This window comes from Roseibium sp. HPY-6, from assembly GCF_040530035.1.
GTDB lineage: Bacteria > Pseudomonadota > Alphaproteobacteria > Rhizobiales > Stappiaceae > Roseibium.
In genome coordinates this window covers 2,972,146-2,994,496 of the sequence record NZ_JBEWCD010000002.1, presented here as the reverse complement: position 1 = coordinate 2,994,496, position 22,351 = coordinate 2,972,146, and the positions used below count along the sequence as shown (strand labels likewise).

Sequence of the window (22,351 nt, the reverse complement as noted above, 5' to 3'; positions counted from 1 at the left end):
TGAGCCGGATCAACGGCGGCGTGTAACGCGCTGGATTTCCTTTTGCACCATTTGCTCCACCATGCCGGGGAGGTTTTGATCGAGCCATGCTTTCAGCATCGGACGCAACATTTCCTGAACAAGTTCTTCGACGGTCTGGGCCTGTGAGCCGACAAACATGTTTGAAAGATTATCGAACGCCGCGTGCACGGCTTCTCCCGTGTTCTCCGAGGTCAGCGGCGCGTTCTCGGCGACCATGGGAAGATCGTCCGGAACCGGGGCTGTTTCCATTGTCGAGGGCGGGATCGGATCCGGTTCGGGAACGGCTTTGGGCTCTTCCGCGAATGAAATGTCGCCGGCAGGGTTGTCGAACTCGTCCGCAAGACCTTCGACCATTTCCATACTGTCGTCTTCTTCGACAGCAAGTTCTTCGGTCAATTCCAGAACGTCGTCTTCGCCTTCGTCTTCAGCGGCATCGGCTTCCATCGCCGCTGCCATATCGTCCGCTTCCTCTTCAGACGAGTCTCCTCCTCCGCTTGGCTCCATATCGAAAAGCTTGTCGAGTTCGTCCTGCGACATTTCTCCAGCATCGCCCATATCATCTACCGCTTCTTCTACTGGAGTTTCTGTTTCTTCAGCCGCTTCCGCTTCGTTGCCCTGGGTGTCCTCATCGGAAATAATGCGGCGGATCGATGCGAGGATCTCCTCCATCGACGGCTCTTCAGCCTTTTTCGCCTCTGCCATGACTTCCCCCGTGCAATTCAGCCAAGCTGCGGATTATCCGGTAAGTTCCAATTGATTCGTTATCGGAAATTATGCGTCTCGATACCAGAGCCGCAAAGCAACCGCGTAAAAAACGGTCGCCTTATCCCCTCATAAGTCTGTCCGGCACATTCATTTTCTTCGTGAAAACCAAAGCCTTTGAGGGCATGAAACCCGCCCACGGCGAATCAAAAGGGCTGCAACCCTTTGGGTTCAGCCCTTTGAAAAAACGATCTTGTTGGACCGTGCGCTCAGCGACCGTCCGGTGTTCTGAGACCGAACCATTTGCCGCGAACCGCCTTGTAGTGCTGTGTCGGATCATAAATCTGGACATGCAGCCCAAGTTTGCTCGCACTCAGGTTACCGACAGAAGACACAAGCTGGTACCCGCTGATGATCCGGTTGCTTTGTGCCGTCACAAGATTCGATTGCTGCGTCACCAGCTCTCGCTGCGCATCAAGAACATCCAGTGTGGTCCGCTGGCCAACGCGCTGTTCTTCGATAACGCCCTCGAGCGCGAGCTGTTGCGCCTCAACGGCGGCACGGGCAGCGACAATCGATGCTTCAGCCGCCTGATAATTTCCCCAAGCGGAAATAACGTTCGCTCGGATCTGGTCACGAGTCACGTCCAGCTGGAGCCGCGTTTGTCCCAGAGACTCTTTTGCCTGCCGTACGCTGGAAGACACACTGCCGGCCTGATAGATCGGAATGTTCACGCTACCGCTGACCGTTGCAGAATCTTGATTGTCCGCAAAAAAGGTATCCGTATCGAGACTTCTGGATACACTCCCACTGACTGATACTGTCGGCAGGAGCTGGCCCTCGATAGCCTTGACGTTAAAGACGGCCGCATCCACCTGGTGCTGCGCCTGTTTGATCAGCGGCTGGTTTGTTTCGCTGGTCTGCAGGGCGTCATCAAGCGATTTCGGCACGAAGCGATTGATGCCCGCGTCTGCGGAGAGGTTCCTGGCCTCAATGCCAATGACCTGCCGGAAAACTGCGCGGCTCGAATTCAGGTTCGCCATGGCCGAGTTGAGGCTCGCCTGCGCTTCAGCTGCGCGGGCTTCCGCCTGACTTACGTCGGTGCGTGTCCCTTCACCAACGTCAAACCTGTCCCGGGCGGCCCGAACCTGTTCCTGCAGGAAGGCAAGATCGCTGCGCTGCAAAGACACAAGCGCGGTATCCTGAATGACGCTGACATAGGCCGACGCAGCTGACAGCAGCGTGTCTTGCTCTGTGGCGATCAGGCTTTCCCGCTGCGCTCTGACGATAGCCTCCGCCTGACGCACCGAGTTTACGGTCCGAAACCCGGCAAAAACGGTCTGGCTGATGCTCAGTGAAATGGATGCATTGTTTTGCACGTCCGAAAGGTTACCGGTCGCGGCGTCGTTCCACGTGCGCGAAAGGCTCGCTGCCGCCGATACAGTTGGCCGCCAACCGGACAATGCCTGAGGCACGCCTTCATCCGTAGCGCGCATTGCCGCGCGCGCGGCATTCAACGAAGGATTGTTGGTATAGGCCAGTGCGAGCGACTGCCAGATCGTTTCGGCTCTCGCAGGAGATACCGTAAGTCCAGTCAACGAAACGGCAGCGACCCCACCCATCAGCGCAAGTCCGACGGTTGCTGCCCTAAATGCTGATCGACGAGACACCCATTGCTCCTTCAGGATCACGACACTTGAGCATGTTGAGTAAACTGAAGAGTTTTATTCTTCAAGCGTTTACGCGTGAGAAATGCGGTTTTTCCCGGAGTGCGTCTTTATAGCAACAAATCAAAATCCGCGGTAACCCGCTCGTGCTGTTGTTAAAAACCGCAGGTGAGCTAAAACTTTCCTCTGCAACCTGAAAAGGTAAGCTAAAACACAAATTCTGCTGTCTTGGCAAAACCCGGCAGCAGGCTAACCGATGCGTTGAACCCGAATCGACTGCTCACTGCGTTGCCCGATTTGCGGAAAAGACGTGATGCACCGGCCCCACCCTGGCCCTCGACAACGACCAGACGACCGGCCTCTTTGAGCTGTTCTGTCAGTGTTTCCGGCAAAACTTCGACGGACCCGTCGACGAAGATCACGTCATATGGGCCTTCCGACGCATATCCTTTGACAAGCGGGCCGTCCACGACCACTGCGTTCTCGATGCCGAGGTCGACCAGTACCTCCGTGGCCGTCTTGACGAGGTCTTCATTTTCCTCGAGCGCAACCACAGATGCTGCCAGATCTGCAATTACGGCTGCGCTGTAGCCGGTTCCTGCACCGACAACCAGAACCACATCGTCTTTCCGGATTTCGGCCAGTTGAACGAGTTTGCCGAAAATATGAGGCTTCATGAGAAACCGTCCGCAATCGGCCGGTCCCACCGGAAGGTCTTCGTCGATATACGCTACAGCCTTTTTCGACGCCGGCACAAAGCGTTCTCTCGGCACCGATTCCATCGCATCAAGGATCCGGTGATCGGTGACATCATTGGTGCGCAGCTGGTTGTCCACCATCTTGCGGCGGGACTGGCTATAGTCCGTCATTTCGGCCCTCACTCTGACTCGCCGGTGGCCCGGCGCCTCTTAAGACGTTCATTAGCGAGGCTGACGCGGCCTGACAAGTATCCCTCGCGCGCGTTACCCCGAAAGTCGATGGCGCGGAAATCAGAAAATCGCGCAAAGCTCGGTATGCGACCCCATTGCGCTCAGGCCTGCCAGTGGAAATGTGATCGCGTCCGAATTCTGGACTTGACCAATGCGCACAACTGTTTGATAAGGCGCGGCACACCACACGGTGGCCCTGTGGCGGAGTGGTGACGCAGCGGATTGCAAATCCGTGTACACCGGTTCGATTCCGGTCGGGGCCTCCAACTTTCTTGAAAAAAATTGCTGACGACAGTAGCCGGTTCTGCAACCAAAGACCGGCAGCTACCGCATTCCGTTACGGCATGATAGCGTTGCTCCAGGCATCTCAGACTGGGGGAACATCATGAAACCGACGGACGGACACACTCCCGCGCCTGCAAAAATGGCACGCGCGGTGACGACTTCCACAATGAAACGGGTCGAACCACCCCGCCCCAGCAAGTCTCCGGAAACAGTCTCGCAAAGCAGCAATGTCGACGCTCTTGTCGAAACACTTCGCCAGCGCATCAACGATCTGGAAACGCGCATCACCGAGTTGGAGACTGTCATCACAATCCAAAATCAGGACGTCATAATCAACTCGTCCAAAAGTGTTCTGATCCAGGGAATGGACACGGTTGAGATATCCGCCGGAACGAAGGTCAAGGTCGCTGCCACTATGTTCGAGGCCAACTTGCCGCTAGCCAAGTATTCCGGTGTTCTGGAGTGCGACGTTCTTCAGGCAAACGCCGTCATCAGCGCGAGTTACACGCCTGGCGCCGGAAATATCTGGTAATATCCAGTAACTCCGGGTCTAAAGTCGTCGCTTTCAGACCGTTATCCGGTCTTGACACCGGCATTCAATTGTTCGGATGCTGGCTTGATGAGAGAACCCAGTTTCAGCGTTGGCGTAGAAGAAGAATATCTGCTGGTCGACAAAACCAGCCGAAAACTCGCCAGCTCACCGCCCAAGGAACTCTTTTCTGCGTGTGAACGCGCCCTTGAGGGGCGTGTCAGCCCCGAATTTCTTCAATGTCAGATCGAGGTTGGAACGCCCGTTTGCATGACGCTTTCGGAAGTGCGCGCAGAACTGGCGTATTTTCGCAAGACGGTTGCCAAAGAAGCGTCAGTGCACAATTTCGCACCCATTGCCGCGTCGACCCACCCGTTCGCAGAATGGACGGACCAGCCCCACACCGACAAGGAACGCTACAATCAGATCGCGCGCACGATGCAGGTGGTGGCTCGAAGAATGCTCATTTGCGGCATGCATGTGCATGTCGGCATCGAAGACGATGAACTGCGCCTCGATCTCTTCAATCAACTTGCCTATTTCCTGCCGCATCTGCTGGCGCTCAGCACCTCTTCCCCATTCTGGCGCGGCCGAAACACGGGCCTGAAGTCCTATCGTCTCGCCGTTTTCAACGAAATGCCGAGAACCGGTCTGCCGCCGCGATTTGAGAGCCATCACGAATATCGGCAGATCGTCGATATCTTGAGCCATGCCGGCGTTCTGGAAGATGCGACCAAGATCTGGTGGGACCTGAGGCCTTCGGACCGTTTCCCCACGCTCGAACTCCGTATCACAGATGTCTGCCCGCGTCTGGATGATGCCGTGGCGATCGCAGCGCTCTATAGATGCCTGTGCCGTATGCTCTATCGCCTGCGCCGCGCCAACCAGAGCTGGCGTCCCTATTCCCGATTTCTGCTGGCTGAAAACAGATGGCAGGCACAGCGGTATGGAACCGCTGCCAGCCTGATTGACTTCGGGCGGAACGAAACGGCGCCTTTCGTGGATCTGGCAGAAGAGTTGATCGAACTTGTCAGCCCCGATGCAGCCTTTTTCGGGTGCGAAGCGGAAGTGGAGCATATCCGGACAATCGCCCTAGAAGGAACATCCGCCGACAAGCAAATTGCTCTTGCCGGCGACATTCCCGATGATGGTTTGATACAAGCGGAAACGCTCAACAGGATCGTCGATCATCTCCTGGTCGAAACGCAGTCCGGGCTCTAACTCCTTTCAATCCGATTTTGGTCGCTCAGTCGCCGGCGAGCCATGTGCGTTTGCGTGGAAGTGAGCCCGGTCACCGGTCAGGACAAAGGCGAATTCGTCAATCTCGTCGATGACCGCTCCAGCAGACCGTGCCATGCCGGATTTGGGCCGCATGGCACGCAACGCTTCTATCAGCGATTTTCTCGCCTTTGCGAGCGATGCCAAAACGTCATCCCTGTCGAATTCCTTCGGACCTCTCGTCCGGCGCTCAGCGGCCATTGATCACCTCACAAAATGTTCCTATTTTGTTCTTATAGAATCCAAAATATTTCTGTCAATTTGCGTTTCTGACAATGCAGATGTCGTTTAACGCGCTGACCGCCATGCCGTAATCGGATAAAGCTTGCCAAAACAAGGACTAGGAGCTTGTGCCGGTGCGCAACTGACGCCCGGCCGAAACGGTAAAGGGTAATGTCGTGGAACACGGTGGTGATTTGTCCCTGGCAATCGAGCGTTTCGGTGGCGCTGCAGTTGACTGGCTCGACTTGTCGACCGGTATCAATCCGCATCCCTATCCTTTTCAGCCGGAACTGCCACTCAGCGCATGGACCGCCCTGCCCGGCCGCGTCGCGGAAGAACAGCTCCTTTCGGCAGCAAGACGAGCCTATGCCGTTCCGGACCATCTCGGGCTTGTAGCAGCGCCGGGTACACAAGTTTTGCTCTCGCTCCTGCCCCTGCTCCTTCCGGACGGCGCATGCGCGATTGCAGCTCCGACGTATCAGAGCCACAAAGCGGTCTGGTTGCGTGAGAAGAGAGACCTCATCGAGCTCTCAAGCGTTTATGCGCTGCCTGCCGACGCAAAGATCGTCGTTATCGTCAATCCCAACAATCCTGACGGACAGCTTATCGACGTCAAGAGTCTTCTGGAGATCGCTCGGATCCTGGGTGAACGTGGCGGTTTTCTGGTGCTTGATGAAGCGTTCGCCGATGTGGTGCCGGGCGCAAGCATCCTGCCACACCTGGGGAGCGAAAACGTCGTTGTGCTCAGGTCCTTCGGCAAGTTTTTTGGTCTCGCCGGCTTGCGGCTCGGATTTCTTGCCGGTCCGCATGCGATCGTTGATAAATTGTCTGCACTCCTGGAGGACTGGTGCGTAAACGGCCCTGCCCTGGAAATCGGTGCACGTGCCTTGCGCGACACAGACTGGCAGGACGTAACGGTGCGCCGCCTCGTGGATGAAATGGCTGATCTGACCATTGCCCTTTCCGAACAGCAGCTAAGCGTCTTCGGCGGCACACCGCTTTATGCCCTTGCCGGCTTGCGCGATGCAAAGGGTCTTCATGAGGCGCTAGCACGGCGGCATATCTGGACCCGGATTTTTGACTATGCACCGACCTGGATCCGGTTCGGTCTTCCAGGCGGCAAGGAAAATCTTCAGCGGCTTGTTGATGCCCTCAGTGAAGCCAGGGGCGAGCTCCAACAATCCGGCAAGCGGAGACGAAGGGAGCGCTAGGTTCCCCTTTGACCGGTTTTGTTCTAGCAAGCTTTCATGCTGATTTACGAACATGCGCTCTGGCTGCTTCTGGCCGCTCTCTTGTTAGACGCCATTCTCGGTGATCCCGACTGGCTCTGGCGACGCCTGCCGCACCCGGTCGTCTGGATCGGCAAGACGATATCGCAGTTCGATAAGCATATGAACCAAACCACGGCGACCGGTTCCCTGCGAAAACAGGCAGGAATTGTTGTCCTGCTGGTGCTGGTTTCAGGCGGTCTGCTTGTCGGTGTAGGCTTACAGGCAATTTCGGCACGATTTTCTTTCGGCGACATTCTTGTCGTGGTCATTGCTGCTGTTTTCATTGCGCAGAATAGCCTTTACCGGCATGTCGCCGCCGTTCGTGACGGACTTGAGACAGACGGTCTCAAAGGTGGCCGCAAGGCCGTGGCCATGATTGTCGGGCGGGACCCGGATCAACTCGACACGCCAGGTGTTTCACGCGCCGCAATCGAATCGTGCGCGGAGAATTTCTCGGACGGCGTCGTCGCCCCCGTATTCTGGTTTGCGGTCCTGGGGTTGCCGGGCCTGCTCGCCTATAAGGCCGTGAACACGGCAGACAGCATGATCGGTCACAAGAACGACAAATACCGGGATTTCGGCTGGGCCTCGGCGCGTTTCGATGATCTGATCAACCTGCCCGCCTCGAGATTGTCAGGTCTTTTGATAGCGCTCGCGGCTCCGCTCGCGCATGGTTCGATCCGACGGAGCTTTGCCTCGATAATCAAGGACGCGGGAAAACACAGATCACCCAATGCCGGATGGCCGGAAGCGGCAATGGCCGGCGCACTCGACATTGCACTTGCCGGCCCGAGAACTTATCCGGGATACATTGTCGACGATCCTTACCTCAATGCAGCAGGACGCAAGGAAGCGACGGCGAACGATATTGACCGGGCCGGAATAGTGATGATCGGCGCCTGTGCAATTCAGGCACTCATGATCGGAGCGTTTGCCATAGCGATCAGCTAGCGCGCCTTTGAAGCCAGCCACATTGCTTCCTTCCAGCAACGCCGTAGCTTTGGTTTGGCCCTAGTTGTCCGCCTTTTCTTCACGTCCGGAATGGACATTTGGCTTCAGCTCACGAAGCCAGGTGAACAGGCCGGATATTCGGCCAGAAATTGCAATCAGAAAGACCCCGGCTGCGACCTCGAATACTGACGACCAGAACGTGGCTATTTGCTCGGGCGTGACGATCCTGCCACCGGAACTGAATGTTGAGCTCATCCAAAGCTGGAACTGATAATTTATTAGCCCCTCCAATCCGTACATTGCTGCCCCCAAACCTATCAGGGCAATGCCCGCAGACTGAAAAATGCCTACATTGAACGTATCGTCTAAACCCGTATTGTCTGTCGGAATACGAAGACCGATCAAAACGACACGAGGATATGTGAACAACAAAAAGCAAATGAGAAACTGCCACAAAACAGTCAGCGAGTGTAAATCCAGATGATCGTCTGAAACTATGTTTAGAACCATACTGGGAACAAAATAAACTATGCTCATGAAATAATAGATCGCGAACAAACGCACGAGAACGAGTGCCAATTTAACAATCACGACAATCTCCAATACTCAATTGCGCGTTAATCGACAGAAGTTCCGCGCGAAAAGCGGTTTAGACAAAATCCAGAATAAACCTCCTTCGTTCCTTGTATCGTGTTCAGCAAGACCACGTGCAATATGCAGTTTTGCAAGACGTTCCTGCGCTAAAGCCGCCGCCGCAGACACTTCGAGACCTGACAAAACGCATGAGGCATTCAAGCACGAGTTAGACCCCGATCCGGTATTCTGGCAGTTATCGCGCTTTGGCGACCGCGAAGATCGCACCAATATCCAGCACTTTTTCAAGGTGTTCCGCGAGGTCATCCAGAATTCGGTCAATGTCCCGGTCATAGGAAAGAGCCGAAACAACACCGAAGGATTTCAGAAAAGCGGACCGGAAAGTGTCGCTTGTGAACAGGCCATGCACATAAGTTCCCGAAACCAGACCGTCTTCGGAGATCGCGCCATCGGAGTGCCCGTCCTTCAATTGCATCATCGGTCGGTCGCAGTCGGGACCGGTTGTTCGGCCGATATGAATTTCGTATCCGGAAAACGGCGCGCCGCTCGCTTCATGCACTCCTTCGGCGAAAACCGTTGACTTTTCAGGTGTCAGGACCGTGTCGACATTGAGGTAGCCAAGACCGTCGACTGTCCCCGGCCCGCCTTCAATGCCTTCTGGGTCCGAAATGGTTTTTCCAAGCATCTGATATCCACCGCAAACGCCAAGTATGTGCCCGCCGCGGCGGTGGTGTGCCCGAAGATCAAGATCCCACCCCTGATTGCGGAAAAACGCGAGATCTCCGACTGTCGACTTGGAACCTGGCAGCAGGACGATATCCGCATCGCCGGGCAATGCTTCACCCGGCTGAACCAGTTCCAGGGTCACACCGGGTTCCAGCCGCAGCGGATCGAGATCATCGAAATTCGCAATCCTGGAAATCACCGGCACGACTATTTTCAGACCGCCTTTTCCAAAGCCGTCCTCAAGGCCCAGAGCATCTTCCGCCGGAAGTTTTCCGGCATCGGCAAACCAGGGCACCACGCCAAGGCCCTGCCATCCTGTCCGGGCGACGATCTCGCGCATACCGTTGTCAAAGAGGCTTGGATCCCCCCGGAAGCGGTTGACGAAGAAGCCCTTGATGCGCTGCTGCTCGTTAGCCTCCAGCACGGCGTGAGTTCCAACGACGGAAGCGATTACGCCTCCTCGATCGATATCGGCGCACAAGATCACCGGCAGACCCGCGGCTTCCGCAAACCCCATATTGGCAATGTCACCGGCGCGCAGATTAATTTCTGCAGGACTACCTGCCCCCTCGACGATGACCAGATCCGCCTTTGAAGCGGTTATTTCAAAACTCTCCAGAACCTTGGGCAAAAGCGTTTCCTTTTGCCGACCATATTCGCGCGCCTTCATCGTCCCAAAGCGCTTTCCCTGAACTATGACCTGTGCACCGGTCTCGGTTTCCGGTTTCAAGAGGACCGGGTTCATGTGAACTGACAAGGGCACTCGGCAGCCCATCGCCTGAAGCGCCTGCGCGCGCCCGATTTCGCCGCCGTCATCGGTCACCGCGGCATTGTTGGACATGTTCTGGGGCTTGAAAGGGCGAACGGAAAGGCCACGGTTCGAAAACAGCCGGCACAACCCGGCAACAATCAGGCTCTTGCCAACGTTTGAGCCCGTACCCTGAACCATTATCGCAGGTGTCCGTGACACCGCACCCGACCGACTCATACGCTCAGGTCTCTTTCAACCGGTGGTGCACCATAAGGGCGAAACTCGGCCGGGACAGGCAAATTGGCCAGGCGGAGTTCGAGCAGCAAACGGATCGTGGGCCTGACGGCAAAGAGGATAGAACCGACGAGAAAAAGCCACGTGCCGGCAAAAACCAGAGCAGGATAAAAGAAGAAGACGCTGCCGGCGACGAATGTTACCGCTGCCAGAAATTCCACAACGGTTCTGTAGAGTTCATACTTGCGAACCAACTCCGCATGATTGGCAGACGCGGAACGGAGCGCGTGATCGAATAGTCTACTCATGGGTGAAGATCTTTCTCAAATATCGCCGATGCGCGGTCTGCGGGATCAATTGGAATGTCGCTCTGGACATAGCCCATAGACCGATAAAAACGTTCCGCTGTAAATGTGCTGCGCAGTCGAACCCGTGTGACACCGATCTTGATGAAATAGCATTCAAGCGCGCGCATGAGCGCTTTACTCACCCCTTGATACCGCGCTCCCGGATCAACGTAATTCAAAACAATCTCGCCTTCCGGCAGACCCATTCCAACACCAAGAAGCCTAGGGTGGTTTTCCGGGCTATCAGCCACCAGCACACTTCCGGGACCGTCAATCCAGCCGAGTGCCGTTTCTTCCGTCTTGTTTCTCAGCCATGACGCGAGACGCTTGGGGTCGTTGTTATGATCGGCACCACAAAGCTCAGTGATCGAACGGCGCAGGACCGCCGCTATTTCTGCCGCGTCCGGCCTTTCGGCTGGACGAATTTCAAAGCCGGTACCGGCCAAATTCATCCCCTTAGAATTCAATTCCTTCCTGGGGCTTAACGCCGGAACGGAACGGATGCTTCACCTGGGTCATATCCGTGACAAGGTCGGCAATATCAATCAGCTCTTCCTTGGCGTTACGCCCGGTAATGACCACATGCACGTCGTCAGGCTTTTCGTCTTTCAGGAACGCGACCACCTTTTCGATATCGATGTAGTCGTATCTCAGGACGATATTGAGTTCATCGCACAACACCAGGCGATAGTCGCCTGATGTGATCATCTCCTTCGCCGCATCCCACGCCTGTTCCGCTGCATCGATATCGCGCTGCCGGTCCTGCGTTTCCCAGGTGAAGCCTTCACCCATGCGCTTGATGGTCACAAGATCGGAAAACCTTTCAAGCGCCATACGCTCGCCGGTCTCGATGCGCCCTTTCACGAACTGAACGACTCCAACCTTGTGTCCGTGCCCGAGAGAGCGGAACACCATGCCGAACCCTGCGGTCGACTTGCCTTTGCCCTTTCCCGTGTGAACGATCAGCAGGCCCTTCTCAATTGTTTTCGTGGCCATGATCTTGTCACGCGCAGCTTTTTTCTTGCGCATTTTCTCGGCATGACGCGCATTCAGCTCTTCTTCGCTCATGTCAGGTTTTTCAGAGTCAGCGGTCACGGCGTGGATCTCCCGTCAATATGTATTTTCAGCTCGGTGAGCGCAGCATGGGTTGAATTGCGCCTCGGCGTCCAGAGGCCACGATCGATCGCTTCCTGGAACCGCGCCAGCATTTCACCAAAACCCGCCGGATTTGCGTCTTTCAGGAAATCCCGAACGACCGGGTTGTCGACATAGGCCTCAAAAAGCTGGTCAAAGTGATGGTCGCCAACAGCGCGCGTTGTCGCGGAAAACGCAAACAGGTAGTCGAGCGTTGCGACCATTTCAAACGCGCCCTTGTACCCGTGGCGCATGACACCGTTGATCCATTTAGGATTGGCCGCCCTCCCGCGCACGACCCGTCCGATTTCTTCGGACAATGACCTGACGAGAGGACGTTCCGGCCGGGAGTGATCGTTGTGATAGACCTTGGGTGCATGACCTTTCAGCGTCTCGACGGTCGCGGCCAAGCCCCCCTCGAACTGATAATAATCGTCGCTGTCCAAGAGGTCATGCTCGCGGTTGTCCTGATTATGCAGTACGGCATCGACAGACGTGAGGCGTTCCTTGAGTTCTCTGCGTGCGCCCTCTCCGCCAGCGCCTGCACCATAGGCATAGCTGCCCCAACTCAGGAAGGCGTCTGCAAAATCGGCACGTTCGCTCCAGATCCCTTCGTCAACCAGCGCCTGAAGCCCGGCCCCATAGGCTCCGGGCTTGGATCCAAAGACGCGGAAGCCGGCACGCCGAGCGGCCTCGTCATGGTCAAAACCCTCCGCCTCAAGTTTATGCCTTTCTTCCAACATGCGTGCAGCAACCGGATTGGCATCGGCCGGCTCTTCCAATGCCCCGACCGCGCGCGCTGCGCTGTCGAACAGATCCATCTGATGAGGAAAGGCATCGCGGAAAAAGCCGGATACCCGCAAGGTGACGTCGATGCGCGGGCGACCGAGTTCGGAGAGTTTCAAGACTTCAAAGCCTGTAACCCTTCCAGACCCCTGCTCCCAGACCGGCCTTGCGCCGATAAGCGCCAAAGCTTGCGCAATGTCATCCCCGCCCGTGCGCATGTTTGCCGTTCCCCAGCACGTGAGCACAAGCGACTTCGGCCACTCTCCCTCTTCCTGGAAAAAGCGGTCCGCAATGAGGGCGGCAGATTGCCAGCCGAGCCGCCAGGCTGTTTCGGTTGGCACTGCGCGTACGTCGACCGAATAGAAGTTCCTGCCTGTCGGCAAAACATCAGGGCGGCCACGCGAGGGAGCACCGGAGGGTCCAGGCTCTACGAAACCGCCTGCGAGCGCTTTCAACACTGCATTCGTTTCGGCGTGCCCGGACGACACGACCAATGTTTTCAGATTGCCGGCGATCTCCTCAAGCACGGCACGTGTTTCAGACCATCTTTCTTTCGCGATCGTGTCGCCTGCGATCAAATCGCGGCACAAGAGCTCAATACGCTCGACGGCGTCTCCATTCGTGCGCCACGAAGCATCAGAAACCGAGTTCAATTCTTCCGGCTTCGATCCTGTCCATGGCCGAGCAAAGTCACAGTCGAGTGGATCAAAGTCGTGCAACAAAAGGTCGTGTGCGAGCGCTCTCTGCAGGCTTTGCTGATGCGGTTCGTTGCCTCTGGGCACACGCGCCAGCGCGGCAAGCAGGTCGGTCAGCTGATCGCCATCCGGGCTTTCGCCGAGAATATGCAGACCGTCACGGATCTGCAGCTCTTTCAAGTCACACAAATGGGCATCTAGCCGGGCAAGACGCGTGTCTTCGTCCATTGTGTCGTCAAGACCAATGTCCTTGTCGAGACCATGACGGGTCGCAGCATCGAGAATGTCCCGTGTCAGAGCCCTGAGGCGGCGGGGATCAACACCACTGGCGAGATAGTATTCATCCAGGAGCGTTTCCAGTTCTTCGGCAACACCATGACTTTCTGCCCGCGTCAGCGGCGGTGTCAGATGATCGACTATGACAGCGGATGTTCTGCGCTTGGCCTGGGCACCTTCGCCCGGATCATTGACGATAAAAGGATAAATGTTCGGAACAGCGCCCAGGACGGCCTCTGGAAAACAGGCTTCCGAGAGTGCCAGAGCCTTGCCGGGAAGCCACTCCAGATTGCCATGCTTGCCGAGATGGATGATGGCGTCGGCACCAAAATTCCGTCTCAGCCAGAAATAGAATGCGAAATAATGGTGCGGTGGAACGAGGTCCGGGTCGTGATAGGTTTCCTTCGGATCGATGTTATAGCCGCGCGCCGGTTGGATGCCGACAACCTGCTCACCAAAACGGTGCAGTGCCAGCCGGAACTTGCCGTCAACGACATGCGGATCGCGATCCGGTGTCCCCCAGCGATCAACCACAGATGACTTTACGGCCGCCGGCAGGCTCGAGAACGAACGCTGATAATCGACAAGCGAGAGGGTTTCGTATGCAGTTCTGTCGTCTCTGCCATCGAGCACGTTCGTGACACCCGATGTCAGAATGTCCATCAGTGCCGCCGAATTTTCGGGCAGCTTGCCGGTTTCGAATCCGGCGCCGCGCATGGCGTGCAGGAGTTTGACGCAAGAGGCCGGCGTATCGAGACCAACGCCGTTTGCCAGCCGGCCATCCTTGTTGGGATAATTTGCCAGAATGAGTGCCGTACTTTTCTTCTGCGCCGGGATTTGAGCGAGCCGCGCCCAATTTGCGGCAAGCTCGGCGACAAATTCGATCCGGTCCGGCACCGGCGTAAAGCGGACGGGCGTGGACTGGGTGGCGGTATCAAAGACGCCCTCTTCCTTGAAGGACACTGCACGTGAAAGAATGCGTCCGTCGATTTCAGGCAAGACCACATGCATGGCGAGATCACGCACAGACAGCCCCTGGTCGCTCTCCTCCCAACCTTCGCGCGAAGACGATGAAAACACCACTTGCAGGACCGGTCTTCTGCCACCGTCGAGTGGTGTCGGCTGATGAGCCTTGCCGGCCTTGGAAACGGCAAAGGCCGTGCCGTTCAGGACGGCAACAGGCTGAACCTCGTCAAAGAGGCTCTCAAGAACGGCAACGGATTCGCTTTCCTTCAGACTGGAGACGAAAACCGGCAGCGCGTTGACGCCGGATCGATCGAGCGCCTCCATGAGTGCGTCGACGGGAGCCGTCTGTGCTCCCTGAACAAGCGCGCGGTAAAACGTTATGGCTGCAACCGGACGGTTCACGTTGGGCCAGCTTGCCTTGAGTGCCGCCACGTCGGGCGCTGACTGGCCGGGCAGATAAATGCCGGCACGTGGCAGCGGGACCGGTTGGGCCGGCTCATCTTCCTTGCCGATGAGATGAGACGCAAAGCGCAGGGCATTGGCATAGTTGCCCGATCCGCCTTCAACGCAGTAGCGCCAAAGGCGATAGACGTCATCGGCTGGAAGCGTGGACCGGCTGGTAAGTGCCTCGTCCCACTTGTCATCGCCGGGAATGGCGATGAGATCGATCCCGTTCGCGCGCACCTCTTCTTCAATGCGCTCCAGACCGTAGCGCCAGTATTCTAGGCCTCCCAAGATCCGCAGGATGACAAGTCTGGAACCGCGAACCGTCTGCTCGGCGTAAAGATCGACAGAGTAAGGGTGCGACAGCGCCATCAGATTCGCCAGCCGGAGGCTTGCCCGTTCCGTCCCGAGGCCGGCATGGGCGCTCGAAAAGCTTCCAAGCTCCGTATCGGCCGCCGACAGGAAGAGGATATCAGCCGGTGCCTGCCCGAGATCGACGGCATCACCGCCGTCATCGATCCGTCTGGTCTGGCTGGCAAGAATGTGCATCTGTACTAGTCTTCTATTCGTTTTCGGTCAGCCAAAGTCGGTCGGCCGCGTGCTATTTTTGGTGTGAGAGAAGACGCTTCAGGCTGCTTGCCTGACGCTGCCGAGCAGCTCGCACACTGCGTTTAGGTCAAAACCCTTGAGACCGATCACGACAAGGCGACCGGATGAGTCCGCTCCGGCAGAAAACCAGGTCTCAACGCGCGGTCCGACGGCCTGCACCATGGCGGGCGCCTGCTTCCCGTCGATACCGACCGCGCCTTTGATCCTGAGGACACCTTTTTGCCTCATCGCCTCAAGAACCTTGGTCTCAAGTGTTCTCAATGATCCGAAGGTTTGAACGTCGATCACGTGGCTTTCAAAGTCGTCGTGATGATGGTGGTCGTGATGTTCGTGGTGATCGTCATGGTCGTGATCGTCGTCGTGGTGGTCATGGTCATGGTCATGATGGTGATGCTCGTGACGCATCGCCATGTCGTTTTCAGCAGCAGACTCGCGCCCAAGCAGAACTTCAATGGGCAGCATTCCCTTTTCAGACGACACAATGTGCACCGCAGGGCGGACCTCACCCTGGATCCGTTCCTCTACCGACACCATGGCATCCGGTGCGACAAGATCCGCCTTGTTGAGAACGACGAGATCCGCGCAGCGAAGCTGATCATGAAAGAGTTCCTCAACAGGGCTTTCGTGGTCGAGCGCTTCATCGGCAGCCCTTTGGGCTTCGAGCGCAGCCTCGTCGAGCGCAATGCGGCCTTCTGCGAGGGCCGCAGCATCGAGAACGGTTACTACGCCATCCACGGTGACCCTCGTTTTCACACTCGGCCAGGAAAATGCTCGCACCAGCGGCTGCGGCAACGCCAGTCCGGACGTTTCAATCACAATGTGCTCTGGTGGCGTTTCTCGCGACAGCAGCATTTCCATTGTCGGCAGAAAATCATCGGCAACTGTGCAGCAGATGCAGCCATTGGTGAGTTCCACCACTTCGTCCGCAGCACAGTCCGGATCCGCGCAGCCATTCACGAGCGACCCGTCAAACCCCATGTCGCCAAACTCGTTCACGATCAACGCGATCTTTCTGCCGTTTGCATTCTGGAGCAGATTGCGGATCAAAGTGGTTTTGCCCGCCCCAAGAAACCCAGTCACGATCGTTGCGGGAATCTTCTGTCCCGGTTGAAGAGCGCTTGTCGTCATAGTGTGATTTCCATCTGGGGGTTGGGTTTCAAAAGCAAAGGCAGGCCCGCGCCGACAAAAACGACCTGGCCGCAAGCCTGAGCGATATCCTGATTAAGTCTGCCCTGCGCATCGCGGAACGACCTTGAAAGTCTGTTCTCCGGCACGATACCCATGCCGACCTCGTTCGAAACGAAAATGCTTGGACCCTTGAGCGAGCCGATCACCGTACAAAGGTTCGCGCATTCAGCGGCGACGTCTTTCTCGGCAAATGTGATATTAGACAGCCAAAGCGTCAGGCAATCGACGAGGACAACCCTGTCTTCGCGGCATTCGCTCGAGAGCAGGTTTGCAAGATCCAGCTGTTCTTCGATCGTGGTCCAGCCTGCACCTCTTTGGACCTTGTGGGCCGCAATCCGGTCAGCCATTTCAGTGTCATAAGCCGCACCGGTCGCGAGATAGACCTTCTCAAGACCCGAATCCATTGCAAGTTTTTCGGCAAAACGGCTCTTGCCCGAACGGGCACCGCCAAAGACAAGAGTGGACCTTCGTCCCGGTTGTTTACTCACGTCGCTCTCCCAGCCGTCCACCCGACAGCGTCAAGGGTTGAAGATGCGACGGCCGGTCTCCTGGCTTGCGGTTCAACGCGCCCTGCATCCCTTCCCGGTCCCTCTCGACCAGTGGATCATATGCAGACGCTCACCGCTCACAGTTGCGGGGGCAGCTCCGGACTGGCGCCAGGCGCATTACCGGATTCCCGTTTCATCCGGATCGGGCACATCCCTCACCGGAACCGTCAAAAACCTTCCTAAACGGATATTCAGCTTGAAACAAGCGCGAGAACTGGCCGGGCGTATAAATTCGCTTTGATTTTATCGGTTGTCGTGGAGACCTGGTTGTTCCGAACAACCAGCCCCGCATTGCCCGCAGGGGCCTGTTGACGCTTTGTATTGGTTTCAACAACTTTGATCGCTCTAGGGCGCTGTTTTATCTACTCTTTTCCACATCCGAAGCAAAAAAATGACGGCACGATGAAAAAAACACCTTCAGGGGCTTGGCAAACAGTTCAAGCCTTTGATATACGCATCCTCATCGACGGGGGCGGTCACGTACCGGCCCTGACGTGGTGATCCCCAGTAGCTCAGTTGGTAGAGCAAGCGACTGTTAATCGCTGGGTCGCTGGTTCGAGTCCGGCCTGGGGAGCCATTTTTTCCAAACACAATTCAGCCAAGACAAGCGCCTGCATCCTTTTTGCGGGGTGTGATGTTGTGTGTTTTTGAGCCGCTTATTCTCCCGGTAAAGCCCTTTTTCCAACCGGGTTATTCCCGGTCTCCTTTGGCGGGCCAATCGGATGTCGCAAGCATGATAAGACAGGCGGCAATGGCCCAGTTTCCGACGGGGCCGGACAAGAGACCGCGCTCATCAAACATCACAGCAAGAAACGAAAAAACGGCAACGGCAGCCGGAAGCCATGTGAGCCATAGGAGTTTTCCGCTGAAGCCGGCGCGCCGAAAGACAAACGGTATGCAGATTGCGCTCAGGATTACAGGCGCAAATACCGAAACCGTCTCGTAGATCATGCAACCGCCCTCACCCTTTTCGCGACCAGCCCGTCCTGGCATCGCTTAGCTTATGCCGATTCCCATGCTCACTCTGAACAATTACACTTCGGAATGGTGAGACACTGAAACGGTGCGGCCTGCGACTGCCTACTGGCTACTGGTTACTGGCTCCGGCCGCCAAGCCAAACCCGCTTTACTCCTAAGTCAGGCCCGTTGAAGAGCACGAAATCGGCTGCGCGACCGGTTTTTAGGCGGCCAACCGGACGGTTGATGACATCCGCCGGAATGCTGGTTGCCATGGCAAGTGCCGTTTCCAGGTCGACACCGATGCGATCAACCAGGAACCGGACCGACGCAGGCAGATCGATGTCGGCGCCCGCGAGCGTGCCGTCGGCAAGTGTCAGTTTTCCGTCCTGCCTGAATATTTTGCGTTCGCCGAGCGTGAAGGTGGTCACGTCCGTTCCGGTCTGTGACATGGCGTCGGTCACGAGAAAAATACTGCCGGGCCCGGTTTTCGACTTCAGCGCGATCCTGATCGCGACCGGATCGACGTGGAGCCCATCAGCGATGAGGCCTGCACTCAACGAGCCAAGATCAAGCGCGGTACCGACCAACCCGGGTTCGCGGTGTTGAAGCGGGCTCATTGCATTGAAGAGATGCGTCACGCAGGCGGCTCCGGCTTCTGCGGCTTGGCGACAACGGTCATATCCGGCACCAGTGTGTCCAAGGCTGACATGGATGCCGGCATTTGAAAGCATGGTTATCTGCGCGGATGTGACCGTTTCAGGGGCTACCGTCATCATCAGACTCGGAAGACGATCAGCAGCTTTAAGGTAAAGGGCGCTGTCGTCGTCATCCATCGGCCTTATCAACCCGGCGTCATGCGCCCCCTTTCGACTGGCAGACAAATGCGGGCCTTCCAGGTGCAGGCCTTGAAATCCGGCGACGGTGTTTTCCGCCGCAGCAATCCCCAGTTCGACAATTCTTCGCGTCGTTTCGCGTGTGTCGGTAATCAGTGTCGGGGTCATTGCCGTTGTTCCAAGCGGCAGGTGCGCCTTGCAAATGCGTGCGATGTCATCGAGCGTTTCGGCATCGCCGAGCATCAGGCCACCGCCACCATTGACCTGAAGATCGACGAGGCCCGGCGCCAGAATGCCGTCGCCAAGATTTTCGCTCGCATAACCATCCGGCACTGCAGACGCGGCGCAATGACCGGCAACCAGTCCATCCAGCACCAGGAGCGCGGCATCCTCATGCATCGCCTCGCCGTCAAAGAGGCGTGCACAAATGTATGCGGCCGGTTCGCTCATACCGTTTGCGTGACTTTGTTCAGATGCCTGGGGACATCGGGATTAAAGCCGCGATGTCGGGCAAACCACTCGATAAAAGCATAGAAAGAGACAATTTGCGTTAGCGCGTCGGTCAACGGGTGGCTCGCGGACTGGTAGTCGAGCCTGTTCGCATGTTCGACCTTGTCAGTAGTGGCAAACACAATGCCGCCCTGGGCAGACATTTTGTCGGCCGTCCGGGCCAGTCCGTCCTGTGCCGCATCCCGGACACCAAGCACAAGCACCGGATACCCGTCCTCCACGATTGAGACGGGTCCATGCATCACTTCCGCAGAAGAATAGGCTTCTGCGTGGATCTGGCAGGTTTCCTTGAATTTCAATGCCGCTTCATTGGCGATTGCCAGACCCGGGCCGCGTCCGACGACGTAAAGCGACCCGCGTCTTTCAATCGGCTCCGCCAGGGCGGTCCAGTCGATAGCGATGGCTTTTTCCATTTCTGCCGGCACGTCAGCAAGTGCATTTAAAAGCGCAGCGTCTCCACCGATTTCGGCCAGAAGCAAAAGGCCGGCAACCACCGAATTGACGTAGGTCTTCGTTGCGGCGACACTTTTTTCAGGTCCGGCGCATATGTCCAGTGTGGAGGTGCACAGCCTGGCGAGCGGACTATCGGCCGTGTTGGTCAGGCCAACCGTTACGGCACCCTGCTCCTTCGCGCTTTCGACCACGGAGAGAATATCAGGGCTGGCTCCAGACTGGGAAATCGCGATCAAAAGTGCCTTTTCGAGCTGGACCTGCGATTTATAGACCGATGACACAGACGGTCCGAGGGACGCCATGGCCAGTCCGAGATATATCTCAGAGGCGTACTTCAAGAACATGGCTGCATGATCGGAGGAGCCACGAGCCACGCTTGCGAGAAAGACCGGCGCACCGGCCTTCTCTGCAATCTCACGTGCACGCGGATGCGCCTCGGACAGAACCCGGCGCACTGCGCTCGGGATTTCCTCGATTTCACGGCGCATATGCGTGCAGTCCATCTGCAGCGTTGTGTCTGCCATTGATCTAATTTTCCGCGATTTGAAGTTCTGCAATGAAGTCATAGGCGTCGCCGCGATAAACGGATCGCGTGAATTCAACGACATGCCCCGACGCATGATAGGAAACACGTTCAATCTTGAGACCGGCAGAGCCTGCCGGGACACGGAGGATCTCAGCGTCAACGATTTCAAGATTTCGCGCCGAGATCCGTTGTATTGCGCGCACCGGCTGCATTCCCTTTGACCGCAGCACCTCGTAAAGAGACGTCGTCACCTGCTCCGGGTCCGGAAGCACGCGTTCCGACAAGGATGCCCGCTCGATCGCCATTGGTGTGCCGTCGGCCTTGCGCAATCGGTCGACACGCGCGACGCGTTGCCCCGAACTCAGCCCAAGCGTGAACATTTCTTCCGGAGATGCCGGATAGAGCCCTCGCCGCAGCCATTCGCTGCTTGCCTCCAAACCCCGCCGGGCCATGTCTTCGCTGAATGACGTAAGGCTGGAAAGACGCTGTTCGACTTTCTGCACCTTTGGCGCAACAAAGGAGCCGCTACCACGCTTTTGAACGACAACCTCATCTTCAACAAGACCGGCTACAGCTTTTCGCACCGTCACACGGGAAAGTTCCGTGATCGAGGCAATCTCACGCTCAGACGGAAGCGGTTCGTTCTCTTTCAGCACACCTTCGTCAATTGCCTGCAAAATCCGGCGGCGCAACTGCAGGTATCTCGGGCCGCTTGAACCCGCCAGCCAATCGCCGTTTTCCAACATGGTTATGAAGTCTGTCATTGAACAGAGCGCCTTGGCTAAAATAATACCTTTCAAATACCAATTTAAACTCTATCGGAACCGAAAATCAAGTGGTAAAAGGATTTCCGCCACCCCCGCTTCATCCCAATGCGATCAGGCTGCTTCGAAACGGGGCTTGTGTCCGAAGCGCCCGGTTCGTGGCGAAAAGCAAAGAGTTTCAGAGTTTCCGGACCATGACACTGCCGACGACAGAAGACCGCGATCCCCTCTCAATCGGGCTCTCTCAAAAGGCAGACGAGGAGATACTCTCCATTATGCTCGACCGGCAGGTCGCGGCGCTGACGGCGGCAGGTAAAGCCATTCCACAGATCGCCAAGGCGGCAAATGCTCTGCAAATTGCTGCGTCCAGCGGGGGCAAGATCGGCTATGCGGGAGCGGGAAGCGCGGGTTTGACAGCGATCGCGGATTGTCTTGAATTGCCGGGAACATTCGGTTTCCAGGCTGATCGCATGCGGATTCTCTACGCCGGCGGCGCGGAGAACCTCCTGCACCTGGAAGGTGTCCATGAAGATGACAGTCTTGCCGGAGCTGATGATTTCCGTAAATCCGGACTCGGCAACGGTGATATTCTGATTGGCGTCTCGGCGAGTGGATCGACCCCTTACACACTTGGCACGTTCCGGGCAGCGAAACAGGTCGGTACGGCAACTATCGGCATCGCCAACAATCCAGAAACGCCTCTCTTGTCCGAGGCTGACCACCCTATCTTCCTGCAAACTCCACCTGAAATCATTGCCGGTTCGACGCGGCTCGGCGCGGCCAGCGCGCAAAAGGCTGTGTTGAACATGATCTCGACCCTGGTAGCGCTCAGACTTGGGCATGCCGTCCGTGGTCACATGGTCAATCTCGTCGCGGATAACGACAAGCTCCGCCAGCGCGCTCAGCGTATTTTGCAGGATTTGACCGGATGTGCGCCAGATGCAGCTGCGCAAGCGCTTCAAAGCGCCAACGGCCGCGTGAAGGTTGCGGTTTTGATGTTGCAGGACGGTCTCGACGTGAACGCAGCGGAAAATGTGCTTGCCCTCAATGACGGCAACCTGCGTCCCTTTCTCTAGACTTGGTCGATAAACATCCTGTGCACCAGGATGCGCCGGTTCAGCAGTTTCTGGTTTACTAAAGGCTCAATTGGTT

21 protein-coding genes, 2 tRNA genes and 1 riboswitch are annotated in these 22,351 nt (G+C 56.8%); of the genes, 7 read left to right on the top strand and 16 right to left on the bottom strand.

The features are described 5' to 3' along the window. Window positions 1-9: 9 nt before the first annotated feature. The 3 genes from ABVF61_RS24850 to ABVF61_RS24840 form a co-directional block, all read right to left on the bottom strand. Window positions 10-723 carry a PopZ family protein gene (locus ABVF61_RS24850; protein ID WP_353996211.1) on the bottom strand — a complete coding sequence of 238 codons (714 nt, stop codon included), beginning with the start codon at window positions 721-723 and terminating at the stop codon, window positions 10-12. Window positions 724-992: 269 nt separating this feature from the next. Further along, window positions 993-2,393, bottom strand: coding sequence for a TolC family outer membrane protein (locus tag ABVF61_RS24845; protein WP_353996210.1), 1,401 nt, complete (start codon window positions 2,391-2,393; stop codon window positions 993-995). Window positions 2,394-2,596: 203 nt separating this feature from the next. Beyond that, complete coding sequence (locus tag ABVF61_RS24840; RefSeq protein ID WP_353996209.1) at window positions 2,597-3,259, bottom strand: protein-L-isoaspartate O-methyltransferase family protein; 663 nt, start codon at window positions 3,257-3,259, stop codon at window positions 2,597-2,599. A gap of 252 nt (window positions 3,260-3,511) precedes the next feature. Between ABVF61_RS24840 and ABVF61_RS24835 the strand changes: the two genes are divergently transcribed. The 3 genes from ABVF61_RS24835 to ABVF61_RS24825 all read left to right on the top strand — a co-directional run bounded on the left by ABVF61_RS24835 (window position 3,512) and on the right by ABVF61_RS24825 (window position 5,354). Then, a tRNA-Cys gene (locus tag ABVF61_RS24835) sits at window positions 3,512-3,585 on the top strand. A gap of 119 nt (window positions 3,586-3,704) precedes the next feature. After that, on the top strand, window positions 3,705-4,136 hold the full coding sequence (locus ABVF61_RS24830; RefSeq protein WP_353996208.1) for a hypothetical protein: 432 nt from the start codon (window positions 3,705-3,707) through the stop codon (window positions 4,134-4,136). Between the two features lie 87 nt (window positions 4,137-4,223). Next, the gene (locus tag ABVF61_RS24825; RefSeq protein ID WP_353996207.1) at window positions 4,224-5,354 is read left to right on the top strand and encodes a carboxylate-amine ligase; all 1,131 of its coding nucleotides are present in this window, start codon (window positions 4,224-4,226) and stop codon (window positions 5,352-5,354) included. A gap of 6 nt (window positions 5,355-5,360) precedes the next feature. Here the strand turns inward: ABVF61_RS24825 and ABVF61_RS24820 are convergent, their stop codons facing one another. Continuing rightward, the gene (locus ABVF61_RS24820) at window positions 5,361-5,612 is read right to left on the bottom strand and encodes a hypothetical protein (protein WP_353996206.1); all 252 of its coding nucleotides are present in this window, start codon (window positions 5,610-5,612) and stop codon (window positions 5,361-5,363) included. A 197-nt stretch (window positions 5,613-5,809) separates the two neighbouring features. Here ABVF61_RS24820 and cobD point away from each other — a divergent pair, with 197 nt between their 5' ends. Further along, window positions 5,810-6,844 (top strand): threonine-phosphate decarboxylase CobD, encoded by a 1,035-nt coding sequence (gene cobD, locus ABVF61_RS24815; RefSeq protein ID WP_353996205.1) that lies wholly within the window; start codon window positions 5,810-5,812, stop codon window positions 6,842-6,844. A 36-nt stretch (window positions 6,845-6,880) separates the two neighbouring features. Further along, on the top strand, window positions 6,881-7,855 hold the full coding sequence (cbiB, locus tag ABVF61_RS24810; protein WP_353996204.1) for an adenosylcobinamide-phosphate synthase CbiB: 975 nt from the start codon (window positions 6,881-6,883) through the stop codon (window positions 7,853-7,855). Window positions 7,856-7,915: 60 nt separating this feature from the next. Here cbiB and ABVF61_RS24805 read toward each other — a convergent pair whose 3' ends face one another. From ABVF61_RS24805 to cobU, 8 genes are all read right to left on the bottom strand, one after another. Then, a complete protein-coding gene (locus tag ABVF61_RS24805; RefSeq protein ID WP_353996203.1) occupies window positions 7,916-8,446 on the bottom strand; it encodes a hypothetical protein in 531 nt (176 codons plus the stop codon). 238 nt (window positions 8,447-8,684) lie between these two features. After that, a complete protein-coding gene (locus tag ABVF61_RS24800) occupies window positions 8,685-10,124 on the bottom strand; it encodes a cobyric acid synthase (protein ID WP_353996202.1) in 1,440 nt (479 codons plus the stop codon). 35 nt (window positions 10,125-10,159) lie between these two features. Next, window positions 10,160-10,468 carry a YrhK family protein gene (locus tag ABVF61_RS24795; RefSeq protein ID WP_353996201.1) on the bottom strand — a complete coding sequence of 103 codons (309 nt, stop codon included), beginning with the start codon at window positions 10,466-10,468 and terminating at the stop codon, window positions 10,160-10,162. Continuing rightward, window positions 10,465-10,959 (bottom strand): GNAT family N-acetyltransferase, encoded by a 495-nt coding sequence (locus ABVF61_RS24790; protein WP_353996200.1) that lies wholly within the window; start codon window positions 10,957-10,959, stop codon window positions 10,465-10,467. The genes ABVF61_RS24795 and ABVF61_RS24790 overlap by 4 nt, the downstream gene beginning before the upstream one ends. 4 nt (window positions 10,960-10,963) lie before the next feature. After that, window positions 10,964-11,575: a cob(I)yrinic acid a,c-diamide adenosyltransferase gene (gene cobO, locus ABVF61_RS24785; protein WP_353996489.1), complete on the bottom strand. Its 612-nt coding sequence runs from the start codon at window positions 11,573-11,575 to the stop codon at window positions 10,964-10,966. Between the two features lie 23 nt (window positions 11,576-11,598). Continuing rightward, window positions 11,599-15,357: a cobaltochelatase subunit CobN gene (gene cobN / locus ABVF61_RS24780; RefSeq protein WP_353996199.1), complete on the bottom strand. Its 3,759-nt coding sequence runs from the start codon at window positions 15,355-15,357 to the stop codon at window positions 11,599-11,601. 78 nt (window positions 15,358-15,435) lie between these two features. Next, window positions 15,436-16,545 (bottom strand): cobalamin biosynthesis protein CobW, encoded by a 1,110-nt coding sequence (gene cobW, locus ABVF61_RS24775; RefSeq protein ID WP_353996198.1) that lies wholly within the window; start codon window positions 16,543-16,545, stop codon window positions 15,436-15,438. Continuing rightward, entirely contained in the window at window positions 16,542-17,093 is a 552-nt protein-coding gene (gene cobU / locus ABVF61_RS24770) for a bifunctional adenosylcobinamide kinase/adenosylcobinamide-phosphate guanylyltransferase (protein ID WP_353996197.1), read from the bottom strand. The genes cobW and cobU overlap by 4 nt, the downstream gene beginning before the upstream one ends. Before the next feature lie 33 nt (window positions 17,094-17,126). Beyond that, window positions 17,127-17,337, bottom strand: a riboswitch (cobalamin riboswitch). Window positions 17,338-17,654: 317 nt separating this feature from the next. Between cobU and ABVF61_RS24765 the strand changes: the two genes are divergently transcribed. Next, a tRNA-Asn gene (locus ABVF61_RS24765) sits at window positions 17,655-17,730 on the top strand. Between the two features lie 113 nt (window positions 17,731-17,843). Here the strand turns inward: ABVF61_RS24765 and ABVF61_RS24760 are convergent. The 4 genes from ABVF61_RS24760 to ABVF61_RS24745 form a co-directional block, all read right to left on the bottom strand. Further along, the gene (locus ABVF61_RS24760) at window positions 17,844-18,104 is read right to left on the bottom strand and encodes a hypothetical protein (protein WP_353996196.1); all 261 of its coding nucleotides are present in this window, start codon (window positions 18,102-18,104) and stop codon (window positions 17,844-17,846) included. 143 nt (window positions 18,105-18,247) lie between these two features. Beyond that, on the bottom strand, window positions 18,248-19,396 hold the full coding sequence (gene nagA, locus ABVF61_RS24755) for an N-acetylglucosamine-6-phosphate deacetylase (protein WP_353996195.1): 1,149 nt from the start codon (window positions 19,394-19,396) through the stop codon (window positions 18,248-18,250). Continuing rightward, window positions 19,393-20,433 (bottom strand): SIS domain-containing protein, encoded by a 1,041-nt coding sequence (locus tag ABVF61_RS24750; protein WP_353996194.1) that lies wholly within the window; start codon window positions 20,431-20,433, stop codon window positions 19,393-19,395. Before ABVF61_RS24750 ends, nagA begins: the two co-directional genes overlap by 4 nt. A gap of 4 nt (window positions 20,434-20,437) precedes the next feature. Continuing rightward, window positions 20,438-21,199, bottom strand: coding sequence for a GntR family transcriptional regulator (locus ABVF61_RS24745; RefSeq protein WP_353996193.1), 762 nt, complete (start codon window positions 21,197-21,199; stop codon window positions 20,438-20,440). A gap of 158 nt (window positions 21,200-21,357) precedes the next feature. Between ABVF61_RS24745 and ABVF61_RS24740 the strand changes: the two genes are divergently transcribed. Continuing rightward, complete coding sequence (locus ABVF61_RS24740) at window positions 21,358-22,275, top strand: N-acetylmuramic acid 6-phosphate etherase (RefSeq protein ID WP_353996192.1); 918 nt, start codon at window positions 21,358-21,360, stop codon at window positions 22,273-22,275. Window positions 22,276-22,351: the final 76 nt, after the last annotated feature.